We start from the raw sequence: 21,973 nt of genomic DNA on the forward strand, positions 1-21,973 counted from the left end.
GGTCTAGCCTGGTGCGATGTTCACCGGAATCGTCGAGGAGCTGGGCGAGCTGGTCGGCCGCGAGGACCTGACCGACGCTGCGCGCCTGGTCATCGCGGGCCCCACCGTCACCTCCGACGCCCGCCACGGCGACTCGATCGCCGTCAACGGCGTGTGTCTGACCGTGGTCGATGTGCAGCCTGGCGGCCGCTTCAGCGCCGACGTGATGCGCGAGACGCTGGAGCGCTCCAGCCTGGGATCGCTGCAGGTCGGAAGCCCGGTGAACCTGGAACGTGCGGCCGCGCTGAACAGCCGGCTGGGCGGCCACATCGTGCAGGGCCACGTCGACGGGACGGGGCAGGTCCTGTCCCGCACGCCCGGGCAGCACTGGGAAGTGGTGCGGATCGGGCTGCCGGCGTCGCTGGCGCGCTACGTGGTGGAGAAGGGCTCGATCACCGTGGATGGCACCTCGCTGACGGTTTCCGGACTGGGTGCCGATCCGGACGACTTTTTTGAAGTCTCGTTGATTCCGACCACGCTGGAGCTGACCACCCTGGGCCGGGCGCCGGTGGGCGCGGTGGTCAATCTGGAGGTGGACGTGATTGCCAAGTACGTCGAGCGACTGGTGACCAAGCCCACGGAATGAGTCCACGGGGCGAACCGTGGGTCCGGGGTGGTTCATACTGGACGGGCGGGTTGCGCCGACGGGGCGCTTTCCGACGGCGAAACCAAGGTGGCACAGATGACGAAGTTGGACACCGTCGAGCGGGCGGTTGCCGACATCGCGGCAGGCAAGGCCGTCGTCGTCATCGACGACGAGGACCGCGAGAACGAAGGCGACCTGATCTTCGCCGCCGAGAAGGCCACCCCCGAACTGGTGGCGTTCATGGTCCGCTACACCTCCGGCTATCTGTGTGTGCCGCTGGACGGTGCCATCTGTGACCGGCTGGGCCTGCTGCCGATGTACGCGGTGAACCAGGACAAGCATGGCACCGCCTACACCGTCACCGTTGATGCCAAAAACGATGTCGGAACCGGGATTTCGGCCTCGGACCGGGCCACCACGATGCGTCTGCTGGCCGACCCGACCAGCGCCGCCGACGACTTCACCCGCCCGGGCCACGTGGTGCCGCTGCGCGCCAAGGACGGCGGGGTACTGCGCCGGCCGGGCCACACCGAGGCCGCCGTCGACCTGGCCCGGATGGCGGGCTTGCAGCCCGCCGGCGCGATCTGCGAGATCGGCAGCCAAAAGGACGAGGGCGCCATGGCCCAGACCGAGGAGCTGCGGGTCTTCGCCGATGAGCACGGCCTGGCCCTGATCTCCATCGCCGACATGATCGAATGGCGCCGCAAGCACGAAAAGCACATCGAACGGGTCGCCGAGGCCCGCATCCCGACCCGCCACGGCGAGTTCCGGGCGGTCGGCTACACCAGCATCTACGAGGACGTCGAGCATGTGGCGCTGGTTCGCGGCGAGATCGCCGGGCCGCACAACGACGGCGACGACGTGCTGGTCCGGGTGCACTCGGAGTGCCTGACCGGCGATGTGTTCGGTTCACGGCGCTGCGACTGTGGCCCGCAGCTGGACGCTGCACTGGCGATGGTCGCCCAAGAGGGCCGCGGGGTGGTGCTCTACATGCGTGGGCACGAGGGGCGCGGCATCGGGCTGTTGCACAAACTGCAGGCCTACCAGCTGCAGGACGCCGGCGACGACACCGTCGACGCCAACCTCAAACTGGGCCTGCCGGCCGACGCGCGCGACTACGGAATCGGGGCGCAGATCCTCTCGGACCTCGGAGTTCGTTCGATGCGGCTGCTCACCAACAACCCGGCCAAGCGCGTCGGGCTGGACGGCTACGGCCTGCACATCCTTGAGCGGGTGCCGCTGCCGGTACGGGCCAACTCCGAGAACATCCGCTACCTGCTGACCAAGCGCGACCGGATGGGCCACGAACTGACCGGCTTGGAGGACTTCGACGAGTCCTCGCAACTGCCGGACGAGTTCGGCGGGGCGCTGTAGATGAGTCCAGCCGTAGGAGTGCCGGACATGCCGGCACTCGACGCCTCTGATCTGCGTCTGGCGATCGTGGCCAGCACCTGGCACACCCGTATCTGTGACGCCCTGCTGGCCGGGGCCCGCAAGGTAGCGGCCGACGCAGGCATCACCGAACCGACGGTGGTGCGGGTGCTTGGCGCGATCGAGATCCCGGTGGTGGCACAGGAAGTGGCCCGCAACCATGACGCCGTCGTTGCGCTGGGGGTTGTGATCCGCGGCGCCACACCGCATTTCGACTATGTGTGTGACGCAGTGACCCAGGGCCTGACCCGGGTGTCGCTGGACGCGGCGACCCCGGTGGCCAACGGTGTGCTCACCGTCAACGACGAGGCACAGGCGCTGGACCGCGCCGGATTGCCCGATTCGACCGAGGACAAAGGTGCTCAGGCAGCTGCCGCGGCCCTCAGTACGGCGCTGACGCTGCGCGAGCTTCGCGCCGTACAGTGACGCCCCCGGACCGATCCCCGCGCTGGGATCTTCAAGTACGTCCGCACATGATGCGCTACGGAGTATGGATCGTCGCAATTCTGATCGTGACCATCCATGTGGTGGTGAGCCTGCTGCTGACAATCCGCGCCAGCGGCGTGATCTTTCGGACCTATGACCGAGTGGCGGTTGTGGTGCTGGGTCTTATCGTGGCCGGCGCGCTGCTGCTGTTGACGCGGGCCCGCGTGCGGGTGGGCGAATCCGGGGTGTCGGTCCGCAATGCGCTCGGCGACCGGCTGATTCCGTGGTCTCAGGTCGTCGGTGTGTCGTTCCCGCCGGGCAAGCGCTGGGCCCGGCTGGAGTTGCCCGACGACGAATACATTCCGCTGGTGGCCATCCAGTCCGCCGACAAAGAGCACGCCGTGCAGGCCATGCGGGAGCTGCGCGCCCTGGTCTCGCGCTACCGGCCTGCCCCACCGCCTTCCGGTTAGCCTGGTTACGTGCCAGACCCCGCGACCTATCGTCCGGCGCCCGGGTCCATTCCGGTCGCGCCCGGCGTCTACCGGTTCGTCGACCCGCACGGCCGGGTCATCTACGTGGGCAAGGCGAAAAGCCTGCGGTCACGACTGACGTCGTACTTCGCCGACATCGCCGGCCTGCACCCGCGGACCCGTCAGATGGTGACCACCGCCGCCAAGGTCGAGTGGACGGTCGTCAACACCGAGGTCGAGGCTCTCCAGCTGGAATACAACTGGATCAAGGAGTTCGACCCGCGGTTCAACGTCCGCTACCGCGACGACAAGACCTATCCCGTGCTGGCGGTCACCAGAGGCGAGGAGTATCCGCGGCTGATGGTCTACCGCGGGCCGCGCCGTAAGGGCGTGCGCTACTTCGGGCCCTACTCACACGCCTGGGCGATTCGCGAGACCTTAGATCTGCTGCTGCGGGTCTTTCCGGCTCGCACCTGCTCGGCGGGTGTGTTCAAGCGTCACCAGCAGATCGGCCGGCCCTGCCTGCTCGGCTACATCGGCAAGTGCTCCGCACCGTGCGTCGGTCGGGTCAGCGCGCAGGAACACCGGCGGATCGTGGACGACTTCTGCGACTTCCTGGCCGGTAAGACCGACCGGCTGGTCCGCAGCCTGGAGCAGCAGATGCTGGCCGCCTCCGATGAACTCGACTTCGAACGCGCCGCACGTTTGCGCGACGACGTCGCCGCCCTCAAACGCGCCCTGGAGAAGCAGGCCGTGGTGCTCGGCGACGGGACCGACGCCGACGTGGTGGCCTTCGCCGAGGACGAGCTGGAGGCGGCGGTTCAGGTGTTTCACGTGCGTGGCGGACGGGTGCGCGGGCAGCGCGGGTGGATCGTCGAGAAGCCCGGCGATCCCGGCGATGCCGACAGCTCTCTGGAACAGCTGGTGGAGCAGTTCGTCACCCAGTTCTACGGCGACCAGGCCGAATTGGAAGGCGCGGCCGACGAGCCGATCAACCCGGTGCCGCGCGAGGTGCTGGTGCCCTGCCTGCCGGCCAACTCCGACGAGCTGACCAGCTGGCTCTCTGAGCTGCGGGGTTCGCGGGTCTCGCTGCGGGTTCCCCTGCGCGGCGACAAGCGGACGCTGGCCGAGACGGTCGAGCGCAATGCCAAAGATGCACTGCAGCAACACAAGATGAAACGGGCGGGGGATTTCACGGCCAGATCCGCTGCCCTGCAGAATATTCAGGAGTCGCTGGGTCTGCCCGATGCTCCACTGCGCATCGAGTGCGTTGACATCAGTCACGTCCAGGGCACCGATGTTGTCGGATCGCTGGTGGTGTTCGAGGATGGCTTGCCCCGCAAATCGGACTACCGTCATTTCGCGATTCGGGAGGCCGCCGGCGAGGGGCGCTCCGACGATGTGGCCTCGATCGCCGAAGTGACGCGTCGCCGGTTCCGCCGGCACCTGGACGCCGAAGTTCTTGCCCCTGAAGGAAAATCGCGTAAGTTCGCCTATCCGCCCAACCTCTACGTGGTGGACGGCGGTGCGCCCCAGGTCAATGCCGCGGCCGCGGTGCTGGCCGAGCTGGGGATCACCGACGTCGCGACCATCGGCCTGGCCAAACGACTGGAGGAGGTGTGGGTGCCGTCTGAGCCGGACCCCATCATCCTGCCCCGGCAGAGCGAAGGCCTCTACCTTCTGCAGCGGATTCGGGACGAGGCGCACCGGTTCGCCATCACCTACCACCGAAGTAAACGGTCCAAGCGGATGACGGAGTCGGTGCTCGACGCGGTGCCCGGGCTCGGTGAGCATCGGCGCAAGGTGCTGATCTCCCATTTCGGTTCGGTGGCGCGACTGAAAGGGGCTACCGTCGAAGAGCTCACCTCGATCCCGGGGATCGGCGCGGCGACCGCCGCCGCCGTCCTTGAGGCGCTGGGAGCCGACGGCGCGGCGGGCGCCGCGCAGCAGCAACGGATGTCGGGATGACCACGGAATCACCGAAAGGCGTGCGGGAACGCGATGTCGCCGGCCCCGGCGACGGCGCCGGTATCGACGTGGTCCTGGTGACCGGACTGTCCGGCGCGGGGCGCGGCACCGCGGCGAAGGTCCTGGAGGACCTGGGCTGGTACGTCGCCGACAACCTGCCGCCAGACCTGATCACCCGGATGGTGGATCTGGGGCTGGCAGCGGGCTCCCGGATCACCCAGCTGGCGGTCGTGATGGATGTGCGCTCGGCCGGTTTCACCGGCGACCTGGACTCGGTGCGCACCGAACTGGCCACCCGCGGTATCAACCCACGCGTGCTGTTCATGGAGGCCAGCGACGACGTACTGATCCGGCGCTACGAGCACAACCGCCGCAGTCACCCCCTGCAGGGCCAGCAGACCCTCACCGAGGGGATCGCGGCCGAACGGATCATGCTGGCGCCGGTGCGCGCGGTGGCCGACCTCGTCATCGACACCTCGGTGCTCAGCGTGCGCGAACTGCGGGAGAGCATCGAGGAGATGTTCGGCGGTGACGCCGTCGTCGCCCCCACGTCCATCACGGTCGAGTCCTTCGGCTTCAAGTACGGCCTGCCGATGGACGCCGACATGGTGATGGACGTGCGCTTCCTGCCCAACCCGCATTGGGTCGACGAACTACGCCCGCACACCGGGCAGCATCCGGCGGTGCGCGACTACGTACTGAGCCAACCGGGCGCCGACGAATTCCTGGCCGGCTACCACCGGCTTTTGGCCTTGGTGGTCGGCGGCTATCGGCGCGAGGGAAAGCGGTACATGACGCTGGCCATCGGGTGCACCGGCGGCAAACATCGCAGTGTGGCTATCGCCGAGGCGTTGGCGCGGCTGTTGGATGCCCGCAATGCCGAAGCCGACAACGACGAGCTGTCGGTGCGGGTGCTGCACCGGGATCTGGGCCGCGAATGAGTTGCGCCGGCGACGATGCAGTGGGGGCGCCCCCAGCCGCGCAGCGGCGAGGGGGACGGAGCTTGCGGAGCGATGAGGAGGAGCGGCGCCAGTGAGCGTTGAGCCCGCGAATGGCAACCCGAGCATCGTCGCGCTCGGTGGTGGGCACGGCCTGTACGCGACACTGTCGGCTGCCCGCCGGCTGACCCCGCACGTCACCGCGGTGGTGACCGTTGCCGACGACGGCGGTTCGTCGGGTCGGCTGCGCGGTGAGCTGGACGTGGTACCGCCCGGGGACCTGCGGATGGCACTGGCGGCGCTGGCCTCGGACACCCCGACGGGCCAGCTGTGGGCGACCATCCTGCAGCACCGCTTCGGTGGCAGTGGCGCGCTAGCTGGGCATCCGATCGGCAACCTGCTGCTGGCCGGCCTCAACGAAGTGCTGGCCGACCCGGTCGCCGCACTCGACGAGCTCGGCCGGATGCTGGGCGTCAAGGGGCGGGTCCTGCCGATGTGCCCGATCGCGCTGCAGATCGAAGCCGATGTGTCCGGGCTGGAAGCCGATCCGCGACTGTTCCGGCTGATCCGGGGGCAGGTGGCCATCGCGACCACTCCGGGAAAGGTACGCCGGGTTCGGCTGCTGCCGGGCAACCCGCCGGCCACCCGCCAAGCGGTGGACGCCATCATGTCCGCGGATCTGGTGGTGCTCGGCCCGGGCTCGTGGTTCACCAGTGTGATCCCGCACCTGCTGGTACCGGGTCTGGCCTCGGCGCTGCAGAACACCACCGCCCGCCGTGCGCTGGTGCTCAACCTGGTGGCCGAGCCGGGGGAGACCGCGGGATTCTCCGTGGAGCGTCACCTGCACGTCTTGGCTCAACATGCGCCCGATTTCACCGTGGACCACATCATCATCGACGCCGGCCGGGTGCCCAGCGAACGCGAGCGCGAGCAGCTGCGGCGGGCCGCCACGGTGTTCGCTGCCGAGGTTCGGTTCGTAGACGTGGCCCGACCTGGTACACCTTTACATGACCCAGGAAAGTTGGCGGCAGCGCTGGACGGGGTTCGGAGCATCGACGCATCGACGTTGACCGTTCCGACACCCATCGCGACGCATGCCGAGGGCGGGGGCCGGCAATCCGGCGTGAGTGGACCGAGTGGACTCGGGCCGGGAGGTGACAAGTCGTGGCGATGACGGCCGAAGTGAAGGACGAGCTGAGCCGTCTCGTGGTCAGTTCGGTGAGTGCGCGCCGCGCCGAGGTCGCGGCGCTGCTGCGCTTCGCCGGCGGACTGCACATCGTGGCCGGGCGGGTCGTGGTCGAAGCCGAGGTGGACCTGGGGGTCATCGCGCGGCGGCTGCGCAAGGACATCTTCGACCTGTACGGCTACAACGCGATTGTGCACGTGCTGACCGCCAGCGGGATGCGCAAGACCACCCGTTACGTGTTGCGTGTGACCAAGGACGGTGAAGCGCTGGCTCGTCAGACCGGGCTGTTGGACCTGCGCGGGCGCCCGGTGCGCGGCCTGCCCGCTCAGGTCGTCGGTGGCAGTGTCGGTGACGCCGAAGCTGCTTGGCGGGGAGCGTTTTTGGCGCATGGTTCCCTCACCGAGCCGGGGCGCTCGTCGGCCCTGGAGGTCGGCTGCCCGGGTCCGGAGGCCGCTCTGGCGCTAGTGGGTGCGGCGCGCCGGCTCGGGGTCAGTGCCAAGGCCCGCGAGGTGCGTGGCGCGGACCGGGTGGTGGTGCGCGACGGCGAGGCGATCGGGGCGCTGCTGACCCGAATGGGTGCCCAGGACACCCGGCTGGTCTGGGAGGAGCGCCGGATCCGCCGTGAGGTGCGGGCGACCGCCAACCGCCTGGCCAACTTCGACGACGCCAACCTGCGTCGCTCCGCGCGGGCGGCGGTGGCGGCGGCGGCCCGGGTGGAACGTGCGCTGGCGATCCTCGGCGACACCGTGCCCGACCATCTGGCCTCGGCCGGCAAGCTGCGGGTCGAGCATCGGCAGGCTTCCCTGGAGGAACTGGGCCGGCTGGCTGACCCACCGATGACCAAAGACGCGGTGGCAGGACGTATCCGGCGGCTGCTGTCGATGGCCGACCGCAAGGCCAAGCAGGACGGTATTCCCGACACCGAATCCGCGGTCACCCCGGAGTTGCTCGAAGACGCCTAGCGGAGCCGAAACCACTTCCCGCACCTGCGCTGACCGCTATAACAGAACGGGCACACGGCAGGGAGTGAGGACAGTATGGGGTTCATCAAACCGTCAGTTCCCGACGTCGACCCCGAAGCGTGGCGCGCCACCCCGTGGGCGACGCGGATCCAGGTCTGCAGCAGGCACTGGGCCGAGGAGGGTTTCGGCACCCCGTCGGGGGTCTACTTGATCTACCTGCTCAAGATCGCGGCCTACGCCGTGGGCGCGGCGGCGGTCATCGCACTGACCCCGGGACTGGGGGAGCTCGGCCCTATCGCCGAGTGGTGGACCCAGCCGATCGTTTATCAGAAGCTCGTCGTATTCAGCCTGCTGTTCGAGATCCTGGGCTTGGGCTGCGGTTCTGGCCCGCTGACCGCCCGGTTCTGGCCGCCCATCGGTGGTGTTCTTTACTGGTTGCGGCCCAACACAATCCGACTTCCGCCGTGGCCCGCCAAGGTCCCGTTCACCCGCGGCGATACCCGCACCGTGGTTGACATCGCGCTGTATGCCGCCGTGTTGGGCTCCGGCGTCTGGGCATTGCTGTCACCTGGTCAGGGCGATCCTGAACCGGTGGGTCTGCTTGACCCGATGGTGGTGGCGCCGATGGCCGTCGCACTGGTTCTGCTGGGCCTGCGGGACAAAACCATCTTCCTGGCCGGCCGCGCCGAGCATTACGGCCTGACGCTGCTCGTCTTCTTCTTTCCCTACGTCGACCAGATGGCCGCGTTCAAGCTGATCATCCTCGGGCTGTGGTGGGGTGCGGCAACATCGAAGCTCAACCACCATTTTCCCTATGTGGTAGCGGTGATGACGAGCAACAATGCGCTGCTGCGCTCGAAGATCTTCACCGGCCTCAAGCACCTGATGTATCGCGACCACGTCAACGACCTTCGCCCCACCCGGATACCGCAGCTGATGGCACACGTCGGTGGCACCACAGCCGAATTCGTCGTGCCGGCGCTGCTGGTGCTCGTCGCCGGCGATCACCCGTGGCGGTGGTTCTTGATCGCCTTCATGGTGATCTTTCACCTCAACATCCTGTCCAACCTCCCGATGGGAGTCCCGTTGGAATGGAATGTCTTCTTTCTCTTCTCGCTGTTCTTCCTGTTCGGGCAACACCCCGAAGTCAGCGTCTACGACCTGCGGTCCCCGCTGCTGATGGCAATCCTGTTCGCCGGGCTCATCGTGATCCCGGTCGCCGGCAACATGTTTCCGCAGCAGATCTCGTTCCTGCCGGCTATGCGTTATTACGCCGGCAACTGGGCGGCCAGCTTCTGGTGCTTCCGCGACGGCACCGAGGACATCGTGGAGGCCAACGTGGTCAAGAGCTCGGCACTGGTCATCAATCAGTTGGCGAAGTTCTATGACCAGGCCACCGCCGATCTCGTGGCCGACAAAGTCCCGGGGGCGTTCCGAGCCATGCACCTGCAAGGGCGGGCGCTGAACGGCTTGCTGCCCCGGGCTTTAAATGGGGCGGCCAACGTGGCCGACTACAACATCCGCGACGGCGAGATCATCGCCGGCCCGCTGATCGGATGGAACTTCGGCGAAGGCCACCTGCACAACGAGCAGCTGCTCGCGGCCGTGCAGCGCCGCTGCCACTTCGCCGACGGCGACCTGCGGGTGATCGTGCTCGAAGGCCAACCCATCCACCGGAAAGAGCAGGCCTACCGGATCGTCGACGCCAAATCCGGGCTGATCGAAGCGGGTTACGTAGCGGTGGCCGACCTGCTCAGCCGCCAGCCGTGGCCGCAGCCCGGCGACGAGCTGCCCGTCCGCCGTACCGAGGGTCCTGTGGGCTCGGTCACGCACTAGCGTTGATGGCCGGGACCTGCTTCACCCGGCTTCGCCGCGTTCGCAATCCCGGCTAGGCTGACGGCCGAATACACCAGCAATCTAAGAACACAAGGAGAGACCAGTGACGGTCCGGGTAGGCGTGAACGGCTTCGGCCGTATCGGGCGGAACTTCTTCAGGGCATTGGACGCGCAGAAGGCCCTGGGTAACAACACCGACATCGAGATCGTCGCGGTCAACGACCTGACCGACAACGCCAGCCTGGCGCACCTACTGAAGTTCGACTCGATCCTGGGCCGGCTGCCGCACGACGTCAGCCTCGAAGGCGACGACACCATCGTCGTCGGCAACACCAAGATCAAGGCCCTCGAGGTCAAGGAAGGCCCGGCGGCCCTGCCCTGGGGTGACCTGGGTGTCGACGTCGTCGTCGAATCCACCGGCATCTTCACCAACGCCGCCAAGGCCAAGGGCCACCTGGACGCCGGTGCCAAGAAGGTCATCATCTCCGCGCCGGCCACCGATGAGGACATCACCATCGTGCTGGGCGTCAACGACGACAAGTACGACGGCAGCCAGAACATCATCTCCAACGCCTCGTGCACCACGAACTGCCTCGGCCCGCTGGCGAAGGTGCTCAACGACGAGTTCGGCATCGTCAAGGGCCTGATGACCACCATCCACGCCTACACCCAGGACCAGAACCTGCAGGACGGCCCGCACAGCGACCTGCGTCGCGCCCGCGCCGCGGCGATCAACATCGTGCCCACCGGTACCGGCGCCGCCAAGGCGATCGGCCTGGTGCTGCCCGAGCTGAAGGGCAAGCTGGACGGTTACGCGCTGCGGGTGCCGATCCCCACCGGCTCGGTCACCGACCTGACCGCCGAGTTGAGCAAGTCGGCGTCGGTTGAAGACATCAACGCCGCCATGAAGGCCGCCGCCGAGGGGCCGATGAAGGGCATCCTGAAGTACTACGACGCCCCGATCGTGTCGAGCGACATCGTCACCGACCCGCACTCGTCGCTGTACGACTCCGGGCTGACCAAGGTCATCGACAACCAGGCCAAGGTGGTCTCCTGGTACGACAACGAGTGGGGCTACTCCAACCGCCTGGTCGACCTGATCGCCCTCGTCGGCAAGTCGCTGTAACGCGATCGTGGCCGTCAAGTCAGTCCAAGACCTGATCGCCGAGGGTGTTTCGGGTCGGGGTGTGCTGGTGCGCTCCGACCTGAACGTCCCGCTCGACGATGGAAAGATCACCGACCTGGGCCGGATCACCGCCTCGGTGCCCACCCTGCGCGCGCTCATCGACGCCGGCGCCAAGGTCGTGGTGACCGCCCACCTGGGCCGTCCCAAGGACGGGCCGGACCCCAAGCTGTCGCTGGCGCCGGTCGCGGCCGCGCTCGGCGAGCAGTTGGGCCGGCACGTCCAGCTGGCCGGTGATGTGGTCGGCACCGACGCCCTGGCCCGCGCCGAAGGACTGACCGACGGCGACGTGCTGCTGCTGGAGAACATCCGCTTCGACCCGCGAGAGACCAGCAAGGACGACAACCAGCGGCTGGCCCTGGCCCGGGCGCTGGCCGAGCTGGTCGCCGCGCCGGACGGTTCGCCGGGGGCCTTCGTCTCCGACGGATTCGGTGTGGTGCACCGCAAACAGGCCTCCGTCTACGACATCGCCACGCTGCTCCCGTCGTACGCCGGAACGCTGGTCGCCGCGGAAATCAAGGTGTTGCAGCAGCTGACCGAGTCCACCGAGCGGCCCTACGCCGTAGTGCTGGGCGGGTCGAAGGTCTCGGACAAGCTGGGCGTGATCAAGTCGCTGGCGACCAAGGCCGACAGCATCGTGATCGGCGGCGGCATGTGCTTCACCTTCCTGGCCGCCCAAGGCCTGCAGGTCGGGACCTCGCTGCTGGAAGCCGACATGGTGGACACCTGCCGGCAACTGCTGGATGACTACGCCGATGTGCTGCGGCTGCCGGTGGACATCGTGGTCGCCGACAAGTTCGACGCCGCCGCCACCGGCGAGACCGTCGACGCCGACGCCATTCCGGACGCCAAGATGGGCCTGGACGTCGGCCCGGGTTCGGTGGAGCGGTTCGCCGCCCTGCTGTCCAACGCCAAGACCATCTTCTGGAACGGGCCGATGGGCGTGTTCGAGTTCCCGGCCTTCGAGGCCGGCACCAGGGGAGTGGCCGAAGCGATCGCCGCCGCCACGGCCAAGGGCGCCTTCAGTGTCGTCGGCGGGGGCGACTCCGCTGCCGCGGTACGGGCGCTGGGCCTTCCGGAGGACGGCTTCTCGCACATTTCCACCGGCGGCGGGGCATCGCTGGAATACCTTGAGGGCAAACCACTGCCAGGCCTGCAGGTACTGGAAACCGGAGGAGCGTCATGAGTCGCAAGCCGCTGATCGCCGGCAACTGGAAGATGAACCTCAACCACTTCGAGGCGATCGCACTGGTGCAGAAGGTGGCATTCGCGCTGCCGGACAAGTACTTTGACAAGGTCGATGTCACGGTGCTGCCGCCGTTCACCGACCTGCGCAGCGTGCAGACCCTGGTCGACGGGGACAAGCTTCGGCTGACCTTCGGCGCCCAGGACGTCTCGCAGCACGACGCGGGCGCCTACACCGGCGAGGTCAGCGGTGCGTTCCTGGCCAAGCTGGGTTGCACCTTCGTCGTCGTCGGGCACTCCGAGCGTCGCAGTTACCACGGTGAGGACGACGCACTGGTCGCCGCGAAGGCCGCCGCTGCCCTCAAGCACGGCCTGACCCCGATCATCTGCATCGGCGAAAACCTGGAGATCCGGGAGGCCGGCAGCCACGTCGAGCACTGCCTGGCGCAGTTGCGCGGCTCACTGGCCGGGTTGAGCGCCGAGCAGATCGGTGCGAGCGTCATTGCCTACGAACCGGTGTGGGCCATCGGCACCGGCCGGGTGGCCGGTGCGGCCGACGCGCAGGAGGTCTGCGCGGCCGTGCGCGGCGAGCTGGGCAAGCTTGCCTCGCCCAAGATCGCCGACACCGTCCGGGTGCTCTACGGCGGTTCGGTCAACGCCAAGAACGTCGGCGAACTCATCGGCCAGCCCGATGTGGACGGCGGCCTGGTCGGCGGAGCCTCGCTCGACGGTGAGCAGTTCGCGATGCTGGCGGCGCTGGCCGCCGGCGGGCCCCTTGTCTAGGGGAGCCGTGACGCCTTCGAGCGGCAAGGTAGGGTAACGGCATGATCTTGACGCTGCAGATTCTCTTGGTGATCACCAGCCTGCTGGTGATTTTGCTGGTGCTGCTGCACCGCGCCAAGGGTGGCGGCCTGTCGACCCTGTTCGGTGGCGGTGTGCAGTCCAGCCTGTCCGGATCGACTGTGGTCGAGAAGAACCTGGACCGGTTGACCTACTTCGTCATCGCCATCTGGCTGACCTCCATCATCGCGGTCGGCCTGCTCATCAAGTACTCCTGACGGCGCACTCGGGTCGCGAAATCCTGCTGACGCAGGTCGCCTCCCGCACTTCCTCTGCGTGAATCCGATTTCGCGATCGGCCACGCGTCAGCGCACCACCCGATTCCGCATGGCATTGAACATGCCGCGCACCGCGTTCTCCGTTGCGGCCAGCGGCGACATAGCCGTCTCGCCGACTTCGACCAAGTAGTCGATCCGGTTGACGATGGCCTCCACCGGTTCGATCAGCGTCACCAGGCGCCTGGCCAGGTCATCGAGACTGCCCATGGTCTCCTCGAGATGGTCCAGGCCGGTCCCCAGCCGTTCGACGGTGGCGTTGAGGCCGGCCAGTGAATGGTTGAGCTCGTTCATCGTGTTACCCAGACCCCCGAGGACATCCTCAAGCTGCCCGACCGTCACGTCGGCGTTCAGTGCCGCCTGAGCCAAGGTCTTGAGCCGCTTACGTTCCGTGCCGGTGCCCGAGCTTCTTTCTGCCATAGCGCTCATTATGACGTGGCGGGCAACCGCGAGGCGGCCGCATCGTCCAGCAGCCACACCGTCTGCTCGCGTCCCGTCGCTCCGGCGGCGGGCACCGCGACCGGGTCGGCGCCCCCGACCGCGGCGGCGACCGCTTCGGCCTTGGACTCACCGGCCACCACCAGCCACACTTCGCGGGAACGCTGGATCGCGGGCAGTGTCAGGGTGATTCGGCGCGGGGGAGGCTTGGGCGAGTCGTAGACCGGCAACACCAGCCGGGCGGATTCGGCTACCGCCGGGGTGTCTGGGAACAATGAGTTGACGTGGCCTTCACCACCCATGCCCAGCAGGTGCACATCGAAGTCCGGGGTGCGCTCACCGGGCTCGGCATGATCGGCCAACACCTGCTCGTAGGCCAGCGCGGCGACATCCAGATCATCGCCGAACGCGCCGTCGCTGGCCGCCATCGCATGAATATTGTCGGCCGGGATCCCGACGTGGTCCAGCAGAGCCTCGCGGGCCTGCTTGTCGTTGCGTTCGTCGTCGTCGCTCGGCACGAACCGGTCATCGCCGAAATACACCTGCACGCATCCCCAGTCGATCCGCGCGGCATGCTCGCGGAGCCGGCGCAGCATCCCGATACCGGTACCTCCCCCGGTCAGCACGATCAGTGCCCGCCCCCGGGCGGCGATGGCCGACTCGACGGCGTCGGCCAACCGGTCACCGGCCGCGGCGACCAGCGCATCCGCATCGGGGTAGGTCACAACGGTCACGGGTACTCCACTTCTTCGAGACCGGCCAGCGCCTCGGCGTAGATGGCGTCGGGGTCCAGCCGGCGCAGGTCTTCGGCCAAGCACTCCGCGGTCACCCGGCGGGGCAGCGGCACCAACGCCGGGGGCTTGCCGGTGCGGCTCAAGGTGGCGGTGACCCCGTCCTGGGGGCGGCTGAGCGCCACGGTCTCGCTGTCGCGGGTCAATTCGATCTTCAGTTCGCCGACCGCGCGCCGCACCGGACCGTCGATGCGACTGGCCAGCCAGCCGGCCAGAATGTCCAGGGCAGGCTCGGTCGCCAGCCCGGAGACCACCGCAGCGCGGATCGGCTCAAACGGCGGCTGATCCAGCGCGGAGGCCAGCAACGCCCGCCAGTAGGTGATGCGACTCCACGACAGGTCGGTGTCGCCAGGGGTGTAGCCGCTTCGACGGCTCTTGATGGCGGCCAGCGGATCCGGGCTGTTGGTGGCGTCGGTGATTCGCCGCAGGGCCAGCGTGCCCAGCGGGTCGCGGGCCGGTGCCTCCGGCGCGACGTCGGGCCACCAGGCCACCACCGGGATATCGGGCAGCAGGAACGGCGTCACGGCCGAGTCGGCATGTCCGGCCAGTGGGCCGAACAGGCGCAACACCACCACTTCGCCGGCGCCGGCGTCGCCGAACAGCCGCAGCTGGGCATCCAGACGGGCTTCGGGTGCGTCGCTGTCCTCGGTTACCACCACGATCACCCGGCTCGGATGCTCCTGGCTGGCGATGTTGGCCGCCTCGATGGACTCGTCGAGCAGCACGTCGTTGTCGAGGGCGATGATCAGACTCAGCACCCGGCCGGTTGTTCCGGCACCGACCTGCTCGCGCAGCTCGTTGAGTTTCTTGTTGATTGCGGTGGTGGTGGTGTTCGGCAGCTCGATAATCATGGCCGCCGCCATTCCCGCCCGGTTCGCGCCAGCATCTCGAACGACGACTGCGGCCCCCAGCTGCCGGCCTCATAGGGCTCGGGCTTGCCATGTTCTGCCCAGTTTTCCAACACCGGATCAAGTATCTCCCAAGACAATTCGACCTCGGCGTTGACCGGGAACAGGGACGGCTCGCCCAGCAGCACATCCAGGATCAGGCGTTCGTAGGCCTCCGGCGAATCCTCGGAGAACGCCGATCCGTAGGAGAAGTCCATGTTGACGTCGCGGACCTCCATCAGGTGGCCGGGAACCTTGGACCCGAACCGCAAGGTGATCCCCTCGTCGGGCTGCACTCGGATCACCAGTGCGTTCTTGCCCAATTCGTCGGTCATGGTGGCGTCGAACGGCAGGTGCGGGGCCCGTTTGAACACCAGGGCGATCTCGGTGACCCGCCGCCCCAGCCGCTTACCGGTGCGCAGATAGAACGGCACGCCGGCCCAGCGCCGGGTGTCCACCTCCAGGGTGATCGCCGCGAAGGTCTCGGTGCGCGAATCGTGGGCGAAGCCCTCCTCGTCGAGCAGGCCGACGACGTGTTCACCGCCCTGCCACCCGGCGGCGTACTGGCCGCGGGAGGTGGTCTCATCCAACGGCTCTGCCAGCCGGGTGGCCGAGAGCACCTTGATCTTCTCGGCTTGCAGTTCGGCGGGGGAGAAGTTCACCGGCTCTTCCATCGCGGTGAGGGCGAGCAACTGCAGCAGGTGGTTCTGGATCACGTCCCGGGCTGCGCCGATGCCGTCGTAGTAGCCGGCTCGCCCGCCCAAGCCGATGTCTTCGGCCATGGTGATCTGCACGTGGTCGACGTAGTGGGCGTTCCAGATCGGGTCGAACAGCTGGTTGGCGAAGCGCAGCGCCAGGATGTTCTGGACCGTCTCCTTGCCCAGATAGTGGTCGATCCGGAATACCGACTCCTCGGGAAACACGCTGTTGACCACGCTGTTGAGTTCGACCGCGCTGGCTAGATCGTGACCGAACGGCTTCTCGATCACCACCCGGCTCCACCGGCCATCTCGCGGCCGGGCCAGCCCGGTTGAGTGCAGCTTCTCGCAGACCACCGGGAACGCGCCGGGCGGGATCGACAGGTAGAAGGCGTGATTGCCGCCGGTGCCGCGTTCGGCGTCGAGCTGCTCAAGGGTCTGTGCCAGCCGGGCAAAGGCCTCGTCGTCATCGAACGTGCCTGTCACGAAACGGAATCCGGATGCGAGCCGGTCCCACACCACCTGACGGAACGGGGTTCGGGCGTGCTGCTTGACGGCCTGGTAGACCACGTCGGCGAAATCCTCGTCGGCCCAGTCCCGGCGGGCGAACCCGACCAGCGCGAAGGTGGGCGGCAGCAGCCCGCGGTTGGCCAGGTCGTAGATGGCCGGCATCAGCTTCTTGCGAGCCAGGTCTCCGGTGACTCCGAAGATCACCACACCGCAGGGGCCGGCGATGCGCGGCAGGCGCTTATCCCGTTTGTCCCGCAGCGGATTTCGCCACCCCGCTGAAGTTTTACGCGCTGTCTGGGCGCCGGCCATCAGATCACTTAGCCTCTTCGAGCTGCGTTGCCGTGGCGTCCAGCAGTTCACCCCAGGACGCCTCGAACTTCTCGACGCCCTCATTCTCCAGCACTAAGAACACGTCGGTCAGGTCGATGCCCACCGCGGCGAGGTGGTCGAAGACCTGCTGGGATGCCGACGCGGTTCCGGTGATGGTGTCACCGGTGATGTCACCGTGGTCGGCGACTGCGTCCAGCGTCGGTTCGGGCATGGTGTTGACGGTATGGGCCGCGACCAGCTCGGTGACATACAGGGTGTCCGGGTAGTCCGGGTTCTTGACGCCGGTCGACGCCCACAACGGGCGCTGCACCCGCGCACCGTGGGCCGCCAGCGCGGCGAAGCGCTCGCTGGCGAAAACTTCCTCGTAGGCGGCGTAGGCCAATCGCGCGTTGGCGAGACCGGCCTTGCCGCGCAGCGCCAGGGCCTCGGCCGAGCCGATCTTCTCCAGCCGGGCGTCGATCTCGGTGTCCACCCGGGACACGAAGAACGACGCCACCGAGTGGATCTTGGCCAGGTCGTGTCCGGCGGCCTTGGCGGCTTCCAGGCCGGCCAGGTAGGCGTCCATCACCTCGCGGTGCCGTTCGACGGAGAAGATCAGCGTGACGTTGACCGAAATCCCTTCGGCCAGTACCGCGGTGATGGCCGGCAGACCCGCCTTGGTGGCCGGAATCTTGATGAACAGGTTCGGCCGGTCGACGATCTTCCATAGTTCGACGGCCTGGGCCACCGTCTTGTCGGTGTCATGGGCCAGGCGGGGGTCGACCTCGATCGACACCCGGCCGTCCACGCCATCGGAGGCCTCCCACGCGGCAGCGAGTACATCGCAGGCGTTGCGCACGTCGTCGGTGGTGACGGTGCGGATCACCGCGTCCACGTCGGCGCCGCGAGCGGCCAGCTCGGCCAGCTGCTTGTCGTAGGCGTGCCCCTTCTCCAGCGCCTTCTGGAAGATGGTCGGGTTGGTGGTCACCCCGACCACGCTGCGAGTGGCGACGAGCTCGGCCAGGTTGCCCGACGTGAGCCGGTCGCGAGACAGATCATCGAGCCACACCGACACGCCGGCGGCGCTGAGAGCGGCAAGCTTGGGGTTCTGAGTCATGTTGCGCTCCTTCTCAATCGGTTTCGATTGACGTCAGTTGTCCAGGGTTCTCATCGCCGCGGCGACGACGGCGTCGGCGGTCAGACCGAACTCACGGAACAGCGTTTGGTAGTCGGCGGATTCGCCGTAGTGCTCGATGGACACGATCTCGCCGGTATCGCCGACGATCTTGTGCCAGCACTGCGCGATGCCGGCCTCAACGGCCACCCGAGCCGAGACCGCGGGCGGCAGCACCGCGTCGCGGTAGTCCGCCGGCTGTGATTCGAACCATTCCAGACAGGTCATCGACACCACGCGGGCATTGATGTCCTTGGCCGCCAAGATCTTCTGCGCCTCGACGGCGAGCTGCACCTCGGACCCGGTGGCGATCAGCACCACGTCGGGGTTGCCGGTGGCGGCGGCGTCCAGACCACCCAGCACGTAGCCGCCGCGTGCGACGCCTAGCGCGTCGGTGCCCTCCAGGATCGGCACATTCTGCCGGGTCAGGATCAGCCCGACCGGCCCGCTGCTCGCGCCGCGGGCCAGGACGGTGCGCCAGGCGTAGGCCGTCTCGTTGGCGTCCGCCGGTCGCACCACCGACAGTCGGGGGATGGCACGCAGCGCCGCCAGATGCTCGATCGGCTGGTGCGTCGGGCCGTCTTCGCCGAGCCCGATCGAGTCGTGCGTCCACACGTAGATCGGGTCGATGTCCATCAACGCCGCCAGCCGCACCGCGGGCCGCATGTAGTCGGAGAACTGTAGAAACGTGCCGCCGTAGGCGCGGGTGGGTCCGTGCAGCACGATGCCGGACAGGATCGAGCCCATCGCGTGCTCGCGGATGCCGAAGTGCAAAGTGCGGCCATACGGGTCGGCGGTGTATTCGCCGGTGGAGATCGACGCCGGCCCGAACGACTTGACGCCGTCCATGGTGGTGTTGTTGCTGCCCGCCAGATCGGCTGAACCGCCCCACAATTCGGGAAGCTTCGCACCCACGGCGTTGAGGACTTTGCCGGAAGCAGCGCGAGTGGCAACGGCCTTGGAGCCGGGCTCCCAGTACGGCAGCTCGGCGTCCCAGCCATCGGGCAGTTCGCCGGCGAGCAACCGGTCCAGCAGCGCCTTGCGCTCCGGCTCGCGGGCAGCCCACGACTCGAACTGCGCCTGCCAGTCGGCGTGGGCCGCCTTGCCGCGTGCCACCAGCCCCCGGGTGTGGGTGATCACGTCTTCGCGGACGTCGAACGCCTTGTCCGGGTCGAATCCGAGTGCGGACTTGGTGGCGGCCACCTCGTCGCCGCCGAGCGCCGAACCGTGGATAGCGCCGGTGTTCATCTTGCCCGGGGAGGGGTAGCCGATGATCGTGCGCAGCGAGATGAACGACGGCTTGTCGGTGACGGCCTTCGCCGCCGCGATCGCCTCTTCGATGCCGGTCACGTTCTCGCCGCCCTCGACCTCCTGGACGTGCCAGCCGTAGGCCCGGTAGCGGGCCGCGGTGTCCTCGCAGAGTGCGATCGCGGTGTCGTCCTCGATGGAGATCTTGTTGTGGTCGTAGAACACGATGAGGTTGCCCAGCTGCTGGACGCCGGCCAGCGAGGACGCCTCACTGGTGACGCCCTCCTCGATGTCGCCGTCCGAGGCGATCACGTAGACGAAGTGGTCGAACGGGCTCTCGCCGGGCGCGGTGTCCGGGTCGAACAGGCCGCGCTCGTAGCGGGCGGCCATCGCCATGCCGACCGCCGAGGCCAGGCCCTGGCCGAGTGGTCCGGTGGTGATCTCCACACCCTTGGTGTGGCGGAACTCCGGGTGGCCCGGGGTCTTGGAACCCCAGGTGCGCAGCGCTTCGATATCGGCCAGTTCCAGCCCGAAACCGCCGAGGTAGAGCTGGATGTACAGGGTCAGGCTGGAGTGCCCGCAGGACAGCACGAACCGGTCGCGGCCCAACCAGTGAGTGTCGGACGGGTCGTGGCGCATCACCCGCTGGAACAGCGTGTAGGCCAGTGGGGCCAGGCTCATCGCGGTGCCCGGATGGCCGTTGCCGACCTTCTGCACCGCGTCAGCGGCCAGCACCCGGGCGGTGTCGACTGCGACGGAGTCGATCTCGGCCCAGTCTGCGGGGTGGTGCGGGCGGGTAAGAGCGGAGATCTCTGCAGCAGTGGTCACGAACTTCGGGTCCTCATCTTCGAGATAGGTCTTCACAACAAGCCTGGTTGATTCTCACCCTAATGCGGGCACGCGCAGTGTTGCAGGTCCGGTCGCCGTGTGGATTCGCCGTGAATTGACCCTGCGATTCGGACGACCTGGCCAAGCGGTCTACCATCGTCCGTAGTAGAAGCTGGCGTCGCAGCTGCCATCCTAGGAGTCATCACGTGAGTATTCGCGAGCGCGCTCAGCCGCGCCGAATACGCGCCGTGCGCAACACGTTGTTGGCGTATCTGTCGCTGACCAAGCCCCGGATCATCGAGTTGTTGCTGGTCACGACCATTCCGGCGATGCTGCTGGCCGACCGCGGCACGGTGAATCCGCTGCTGATTTTCAACACGCTGATCGGCGGGATGCTCGCTGCCGCCAGCGCCAACGCGCTGAACTGCGTCGTCGACGCCGACATCGACAAGGTGATGAAGCGCACGGCGCGCCGTCCGCTGGCTCGCGACGCAGTGCCGACCCGCAACGCCCTGGTGTTCAGCCTGGCGCTCGGTGCCGGCTCGTTCATGTGGCTGTGGCGTACCACGAACCTGATGTCGGGCTTGCTGGCCACGGCCACCATCGCGTTTTATGTGCTGGTCTACTCGATGATGCTCAAGCGGCGTACCTCCCAGAACGTGGTGTGGGGCGGGGCGGCCGGCTGCATGCCGGTGGTGATCGGCTGGTCGGCGGTCACCGGCACCATCGGCTGGCCGGCGGTGGTGATGTTTCTGGTGATCTTCTTCTGGACGCCGCCGCACACCTGGGCGCTGGCGATGCGCTACAAGGAGGACTACGCGGCGGCAGGGGTGCCCATGCTGCCGGTGGTCGCCAGTGAGCGCGTCGTCACCCACCGGATCGTCCTCTATACCTGGGCGACGGTGCTGGCGACGTTGGCGCTGGTGCCCGCCGCCGGCTGGCTGTACGCGGCGGTGGCGGTCCTGGCCGGGGCATGGTTCTTGACCATGGCCCACCAGCTCTACGCCGGAGTGCGTCGCGGTGAGCCGGTCAAGCCCCTGCGGCTGTTCCTGCAGTCGAATAATTACCTCGCACTGCTCTTCTGCGCGCTGGCGGTGGACTCGGCCCTCGGCCTGCCCACCCTGTTCTAATACCTACCGCGCCACTCGAAACGGGTGTGCGGGTCCGCTGCGAACGCCGCGCTGATCCGAACCCGCATCCGCTCCGGCATGTCGGGCAGCGCTGTGCGCGGGTACCAGCGCGCGTCGGTGCTCTCGTCGTCGGCAGGGTAGGGCTCGCCCGCCACCCATCGCATCACGAAGACGTGATCGAGGTACTGCGCCCGGTCGCCGTTGACATGGGTGACGGGCGGGGTGACGTGCACCCAGGCCAGCCGCTCGGGCACCGCGGTGACACCGGTCTCCTCGGCGACCTCGCGCACTGCGGCGTCGGCCGGCTCTTCGCCAGGGTCGACGATCCCGGTCACCGGCGCCCAGATGCCGTTGTCGGCGCGCTCGACGAGCAGCACCTCCTCGCCGCGTACCACGACCGCCGTCACGCCGATCAGCCACAGCGGGTCGTGGCCGATATGGGCGCGGAGGTCGACGATGAACTGCGGAGTCGGCATGGAACTATCGTGCCAGTCGGCCACTTATGTTAATGGTTGTGTCATTAGGCCTGCATAAATCACAACATGAGCGCAGGTAACACGAGGGCGGAGCGTCTTGTGCGGGCGCCCCCGCCGGTATTCAATTTGCTGATAATGAAAATCATGTTCAATATGCGT

Annotated in this window: 21 protein-coding genes; 14 read left to right on the forward strand and 7 right to left on the reverse strand. The window is 67.6% G+C overall.

Annotated features, from left to right (window positions below; translation table 11 throughout):
• Positions 1 to 16: 16 nt before the first annotated feature.
• From BN4346_RS36605 to secG, 13 genes are all read left to right on the forward strand, one after another.
• A complete protein-coding gene (locus tag BN4346_RS36605) occupies positions 17 to 625 on the forward strand; it encodes a riboflavin synthase (RefSeq protein ID WP_067973030.1) in 609 nt (202 codons plus the stop codon).
• 96 nt (positions 626 to 721) lie between these two features.
• The gene (locus BN4346_RS36610; protein WP_067973032.1) at positions 722 to 1,999 is read left to right on the forward strand and encodes a bifunctional 3,4-dihydroxy-2-butanone-4-phosphate synthase/GTP cyclohydrolase II; all 1,278 of its coding nucleotides are present in this window, start codon (positions 722 to 724) and stop codon (positions 1,997 to 1,999) included.
• Positions 2,000 to 2,482, forward strand: coding sequence for a 6,7-dimethyl-8-ribityllumazine synthase (ribH, locus tag BN4346_RS36615; protein WP_067973034.1), 483 nt, complete (start codon positions 2,000 to 2,002; stop codon positions 2,480 to 2,482).
• Positions 2,479 to 2,952: a PH domain-containing protein gene (locus tag BN4346_RS36620; protein WP_067973037.1), complete on the forward strand. Its 474-nt coding sequence runs from the start codon at positions 2,479 to 2,481 to the stop codon at positions 2,950 to 2,952. Before ribH ends, BN4346_RS36620 begins: the two co-directional genes overlap by 4 nt.
• Positions 2,953 to 2,961: 9 nt before the next feature.
• The gene (gene uvrC, locus BN4346_RS36625) at positions 2,962 to 4,920 is read left to right on the forward strand and encodes an excinuclease ABC subunit UvrC (RefSeq protein WP_067973041.1); all 1,959 of its coding nucleotides are present in this window, start codon (positions 2,962 to 2,964) and stop codon (positions 4,918 to 4,920) included.
• Positions 4,917 to 5,861, forward strand: a complete 945-nt coding sequence (rapZ, locus tag BN4346_RS36630; protein WP_067973044.1) for an RNase adapter RapZ — start codon at positions 4,917 to 4,919, stop codon at positions 5,859 to 5,861. Before uvrC ends, rapZ begins: the two co-directional genes overlap by 4 nt.
• A gap of 91 nt (positions 5,862 to 5,952) precedes the next feature.
• Positions 5,953 to 7,032 carry a gluconeogenesis factor YvcK family protein gene (locus tag BN4346_RS36635; protein ID WP_067973047.1) on the forward strand — a complete coding sequence of 360 codons (1,080 nt, stop codon included), beginning with the start codon at positions 5,953 to 5,955 and terminating at the stop codon, positions 7,030 to 7,032.
• A complete protein-coding gene (gene whiA, locus BN4346_RS36640; RefSeq protein WP_096867704.1) occupies positions 7,029 to 8,006 on the forward strand; it encodes a DNA-binding protein WhiA in 978 nt (325 codons plus the stop codon). Before BN4346_RS36635 ends, whiA begins: the two co-directional genes overlap by 4 nt.
• 75 nt (positions 8,007 to 8,081) lie before the next feature.
• Positions 8,082 to 9,842 (forward strand): DUF3556 domain-containing protein, encoded by a 1,761-nt coding sequence (locus BN4346_RS36645; RefSeq protein ID WP_067973053.1) that lies wholly within the window; start codon positions 8,082 to 8,084, stop codon positions 9,840 to 9,842.
• A gap of 103 nt (positions 9,843 to 9,945) precedes the next feature.
• Entirely contained in the window at positions 9,946 to 10,968 is a 1,023-nt protein-coding gene (gene gap, locus BN4346_RS36650) for a type I glyceraldehyde-3-phosphate dehydrogenase (protein ID WP_024443530.1), read from the forward strand.
• A 7-nt stretch (positions 10,969 to 10,975) separates the two neighbouring features.
• Complete coding sequence (locus BN4346_RS36655; protein WP_067973056.1) at positions 10,976 to 12,211, forward strand: phosphoglycerate kinase; 1,236 nt, start codon at positions 10,976 to 10,978, stop codon at positions 12,209 to 12,211.
• Positions 12,208 to 12,993 (forward strand): triose-phosphate isomerase, encoded by a 786-nt coding sequence (gene tpiA / locus BN4346_RS36660; RefSeq protein ID WP_067973059.1) that lies wholly within the window; start codon positions 12,208 to 12,210, stop codon positions 12,991 to 12,993. The genes BN4346_RS36655 and tpiA overlap by 4 nt, the downstream gene beginning before the upstream one ends.
• Positions 12,994 to 13,034: 41 nt before the next feature.
• Positions 13,035 to 13,268: a preprotein translocase subunit SecG gene (gene secG, locus BN4346_RS36665; RefSeq protein ID WP_067973062.1), complete on the forward strand. Its 234-nt coding sequence runs from the start codon at positions 13,035 to 13,037 to the stop codon at positions 13,266 to 13,268.
• A gap of 87 nt (positions 13,269 to 13,355) precedes the next feature.
• On the opposite strand, the gene BN4346_RS36670 is transcribed toward secG, so the two are convergent.
• From BN4346_RS36670 to tkt, 6 genes are read right to left on the reverse strand one after another with little or no spacing between them, the layout of a single operon-like run.
• Complete coding sequence (locus BN4346_RS36670) at positions 13,356 to 13,754, reverse strand: ATPase (RefSeq protein ID WP_067973066.1); 399 nt, start codon at positions 13,752 to 13,754, stop codon at positions 13,356 to 13,358.
• The gene (pgl, locus tag BN4346_RS36675) at positions 13,754 to 14,497 is read right to left on the reverse strand and encodes a 6-phosphogluconolactonase (RefSeq protein WP_067973069.1); all 744 of its coding nucleotides are present in this window, start codon (positions 14,495 to 14,497) and stop codon (positions 13,754 to 13,756) included. The genes BN4346_RS36670 and pgl overlap by 1 nt, the downstream gene beginning before the upstream one ends.
• Positions 14,494 to 15,405, reverse strand: coding sequence for a glucose-6-phosphate dehydrogenase assembly protein OpcA (gene opcA, locus BN4346_RS36680; protein WP_067973198.1), 912 nt, complete (start codon positions 15,403 to 15,405; stop codon positions 14,494 to 14,496). The genes pgl and opcA overlap by 4 nt, the downstream gene beginning before the upstream one ends.
• Complete coding sequence (zwf, locus tag BN4346_RS36685) at positions 15,402 to 16,958, reverse strand: glucose-6-phosphate dehydrogenase (protein WP_067973072.1); 1,557 nt, start codon at positions 16,956 to 16,958, stop codon at positions 15,402 to 15,404. Before zwf ends, opcA begins: the two co-directional genes overlap by 4 nt.
• A gap of 4 nt (positions 16,959 to 16,962) precedes the next feature.
• Positions 16,963 to 18,075, reverse strand: a complete 1,113-nt coding sequence (tal, locus tag BN4346_RS36690; protein WP_067973074.1) for a transaldolase — start codon at positions 18,073 to 18,075, stop codon at positions 16,963 to 16,965.
• A 33-nt stretch (positions 18,076 to 18,108) separates the two neighbouring features.
• Complete coding sequence (gene tkt / locus BN4346_RS36695; RefSeq protein WP_067973200.1) at positions 18,109 to 20,208, reverse strand: transketolase; 2,100 nt, start codon at positions 20,206 to 20,208, stop codon at positions 18,109 to 18,111.
• 206 nt (positions 20,209 to 20,414) lie between these two features.
• Here tkt and BN4346_RS36700 point away from each other — a divergent pair, with 206 nt between their 5' ends.
• On the forward strand, positions 20,415 to 21,338 hold the full coding sequence (locus BN4346_RS36700; protein ID WP_067973077.1) for a heme o synthase: 924 nt from the start codon (positions 20,415 to 20,417) through the stop codon (positions 21,336 to 21,338).
• Here BN4346_RS36700 and BN4346_RS36705 read toward each other — a convergent pair.
• The gene (locus tag BN4346_RS36705) at positions 21,335 to 21,814 is read right to left on the reverse strand and encodes an NUDIX hydrolase (protein ID WP_067973203.1); all 480 of its coding nucleotides are present in this window, start codon (positions 21,812 to 21,814) and stop codon (positions 21,335 to 21,337) included. The two genes, BN4346_RS36700 and BN4346_RS36705, sit on opposite strands and share 4 nt — an antisense overlap.
• Positions 21,815 to 21,973 lie beyond the last annotated feature (159 nt).

The sequence above is a fragment of the Mycolicibacter icosiumassiliensis genome (genome assembly GCF_900078685.2).
Lineage (GTDB): Bacteria > Actinomycetota > Actinomycetes > Mycobacteriales > Mycobacteriaceae > Mycobacterium > Mycobacterium icosiumassiliensis.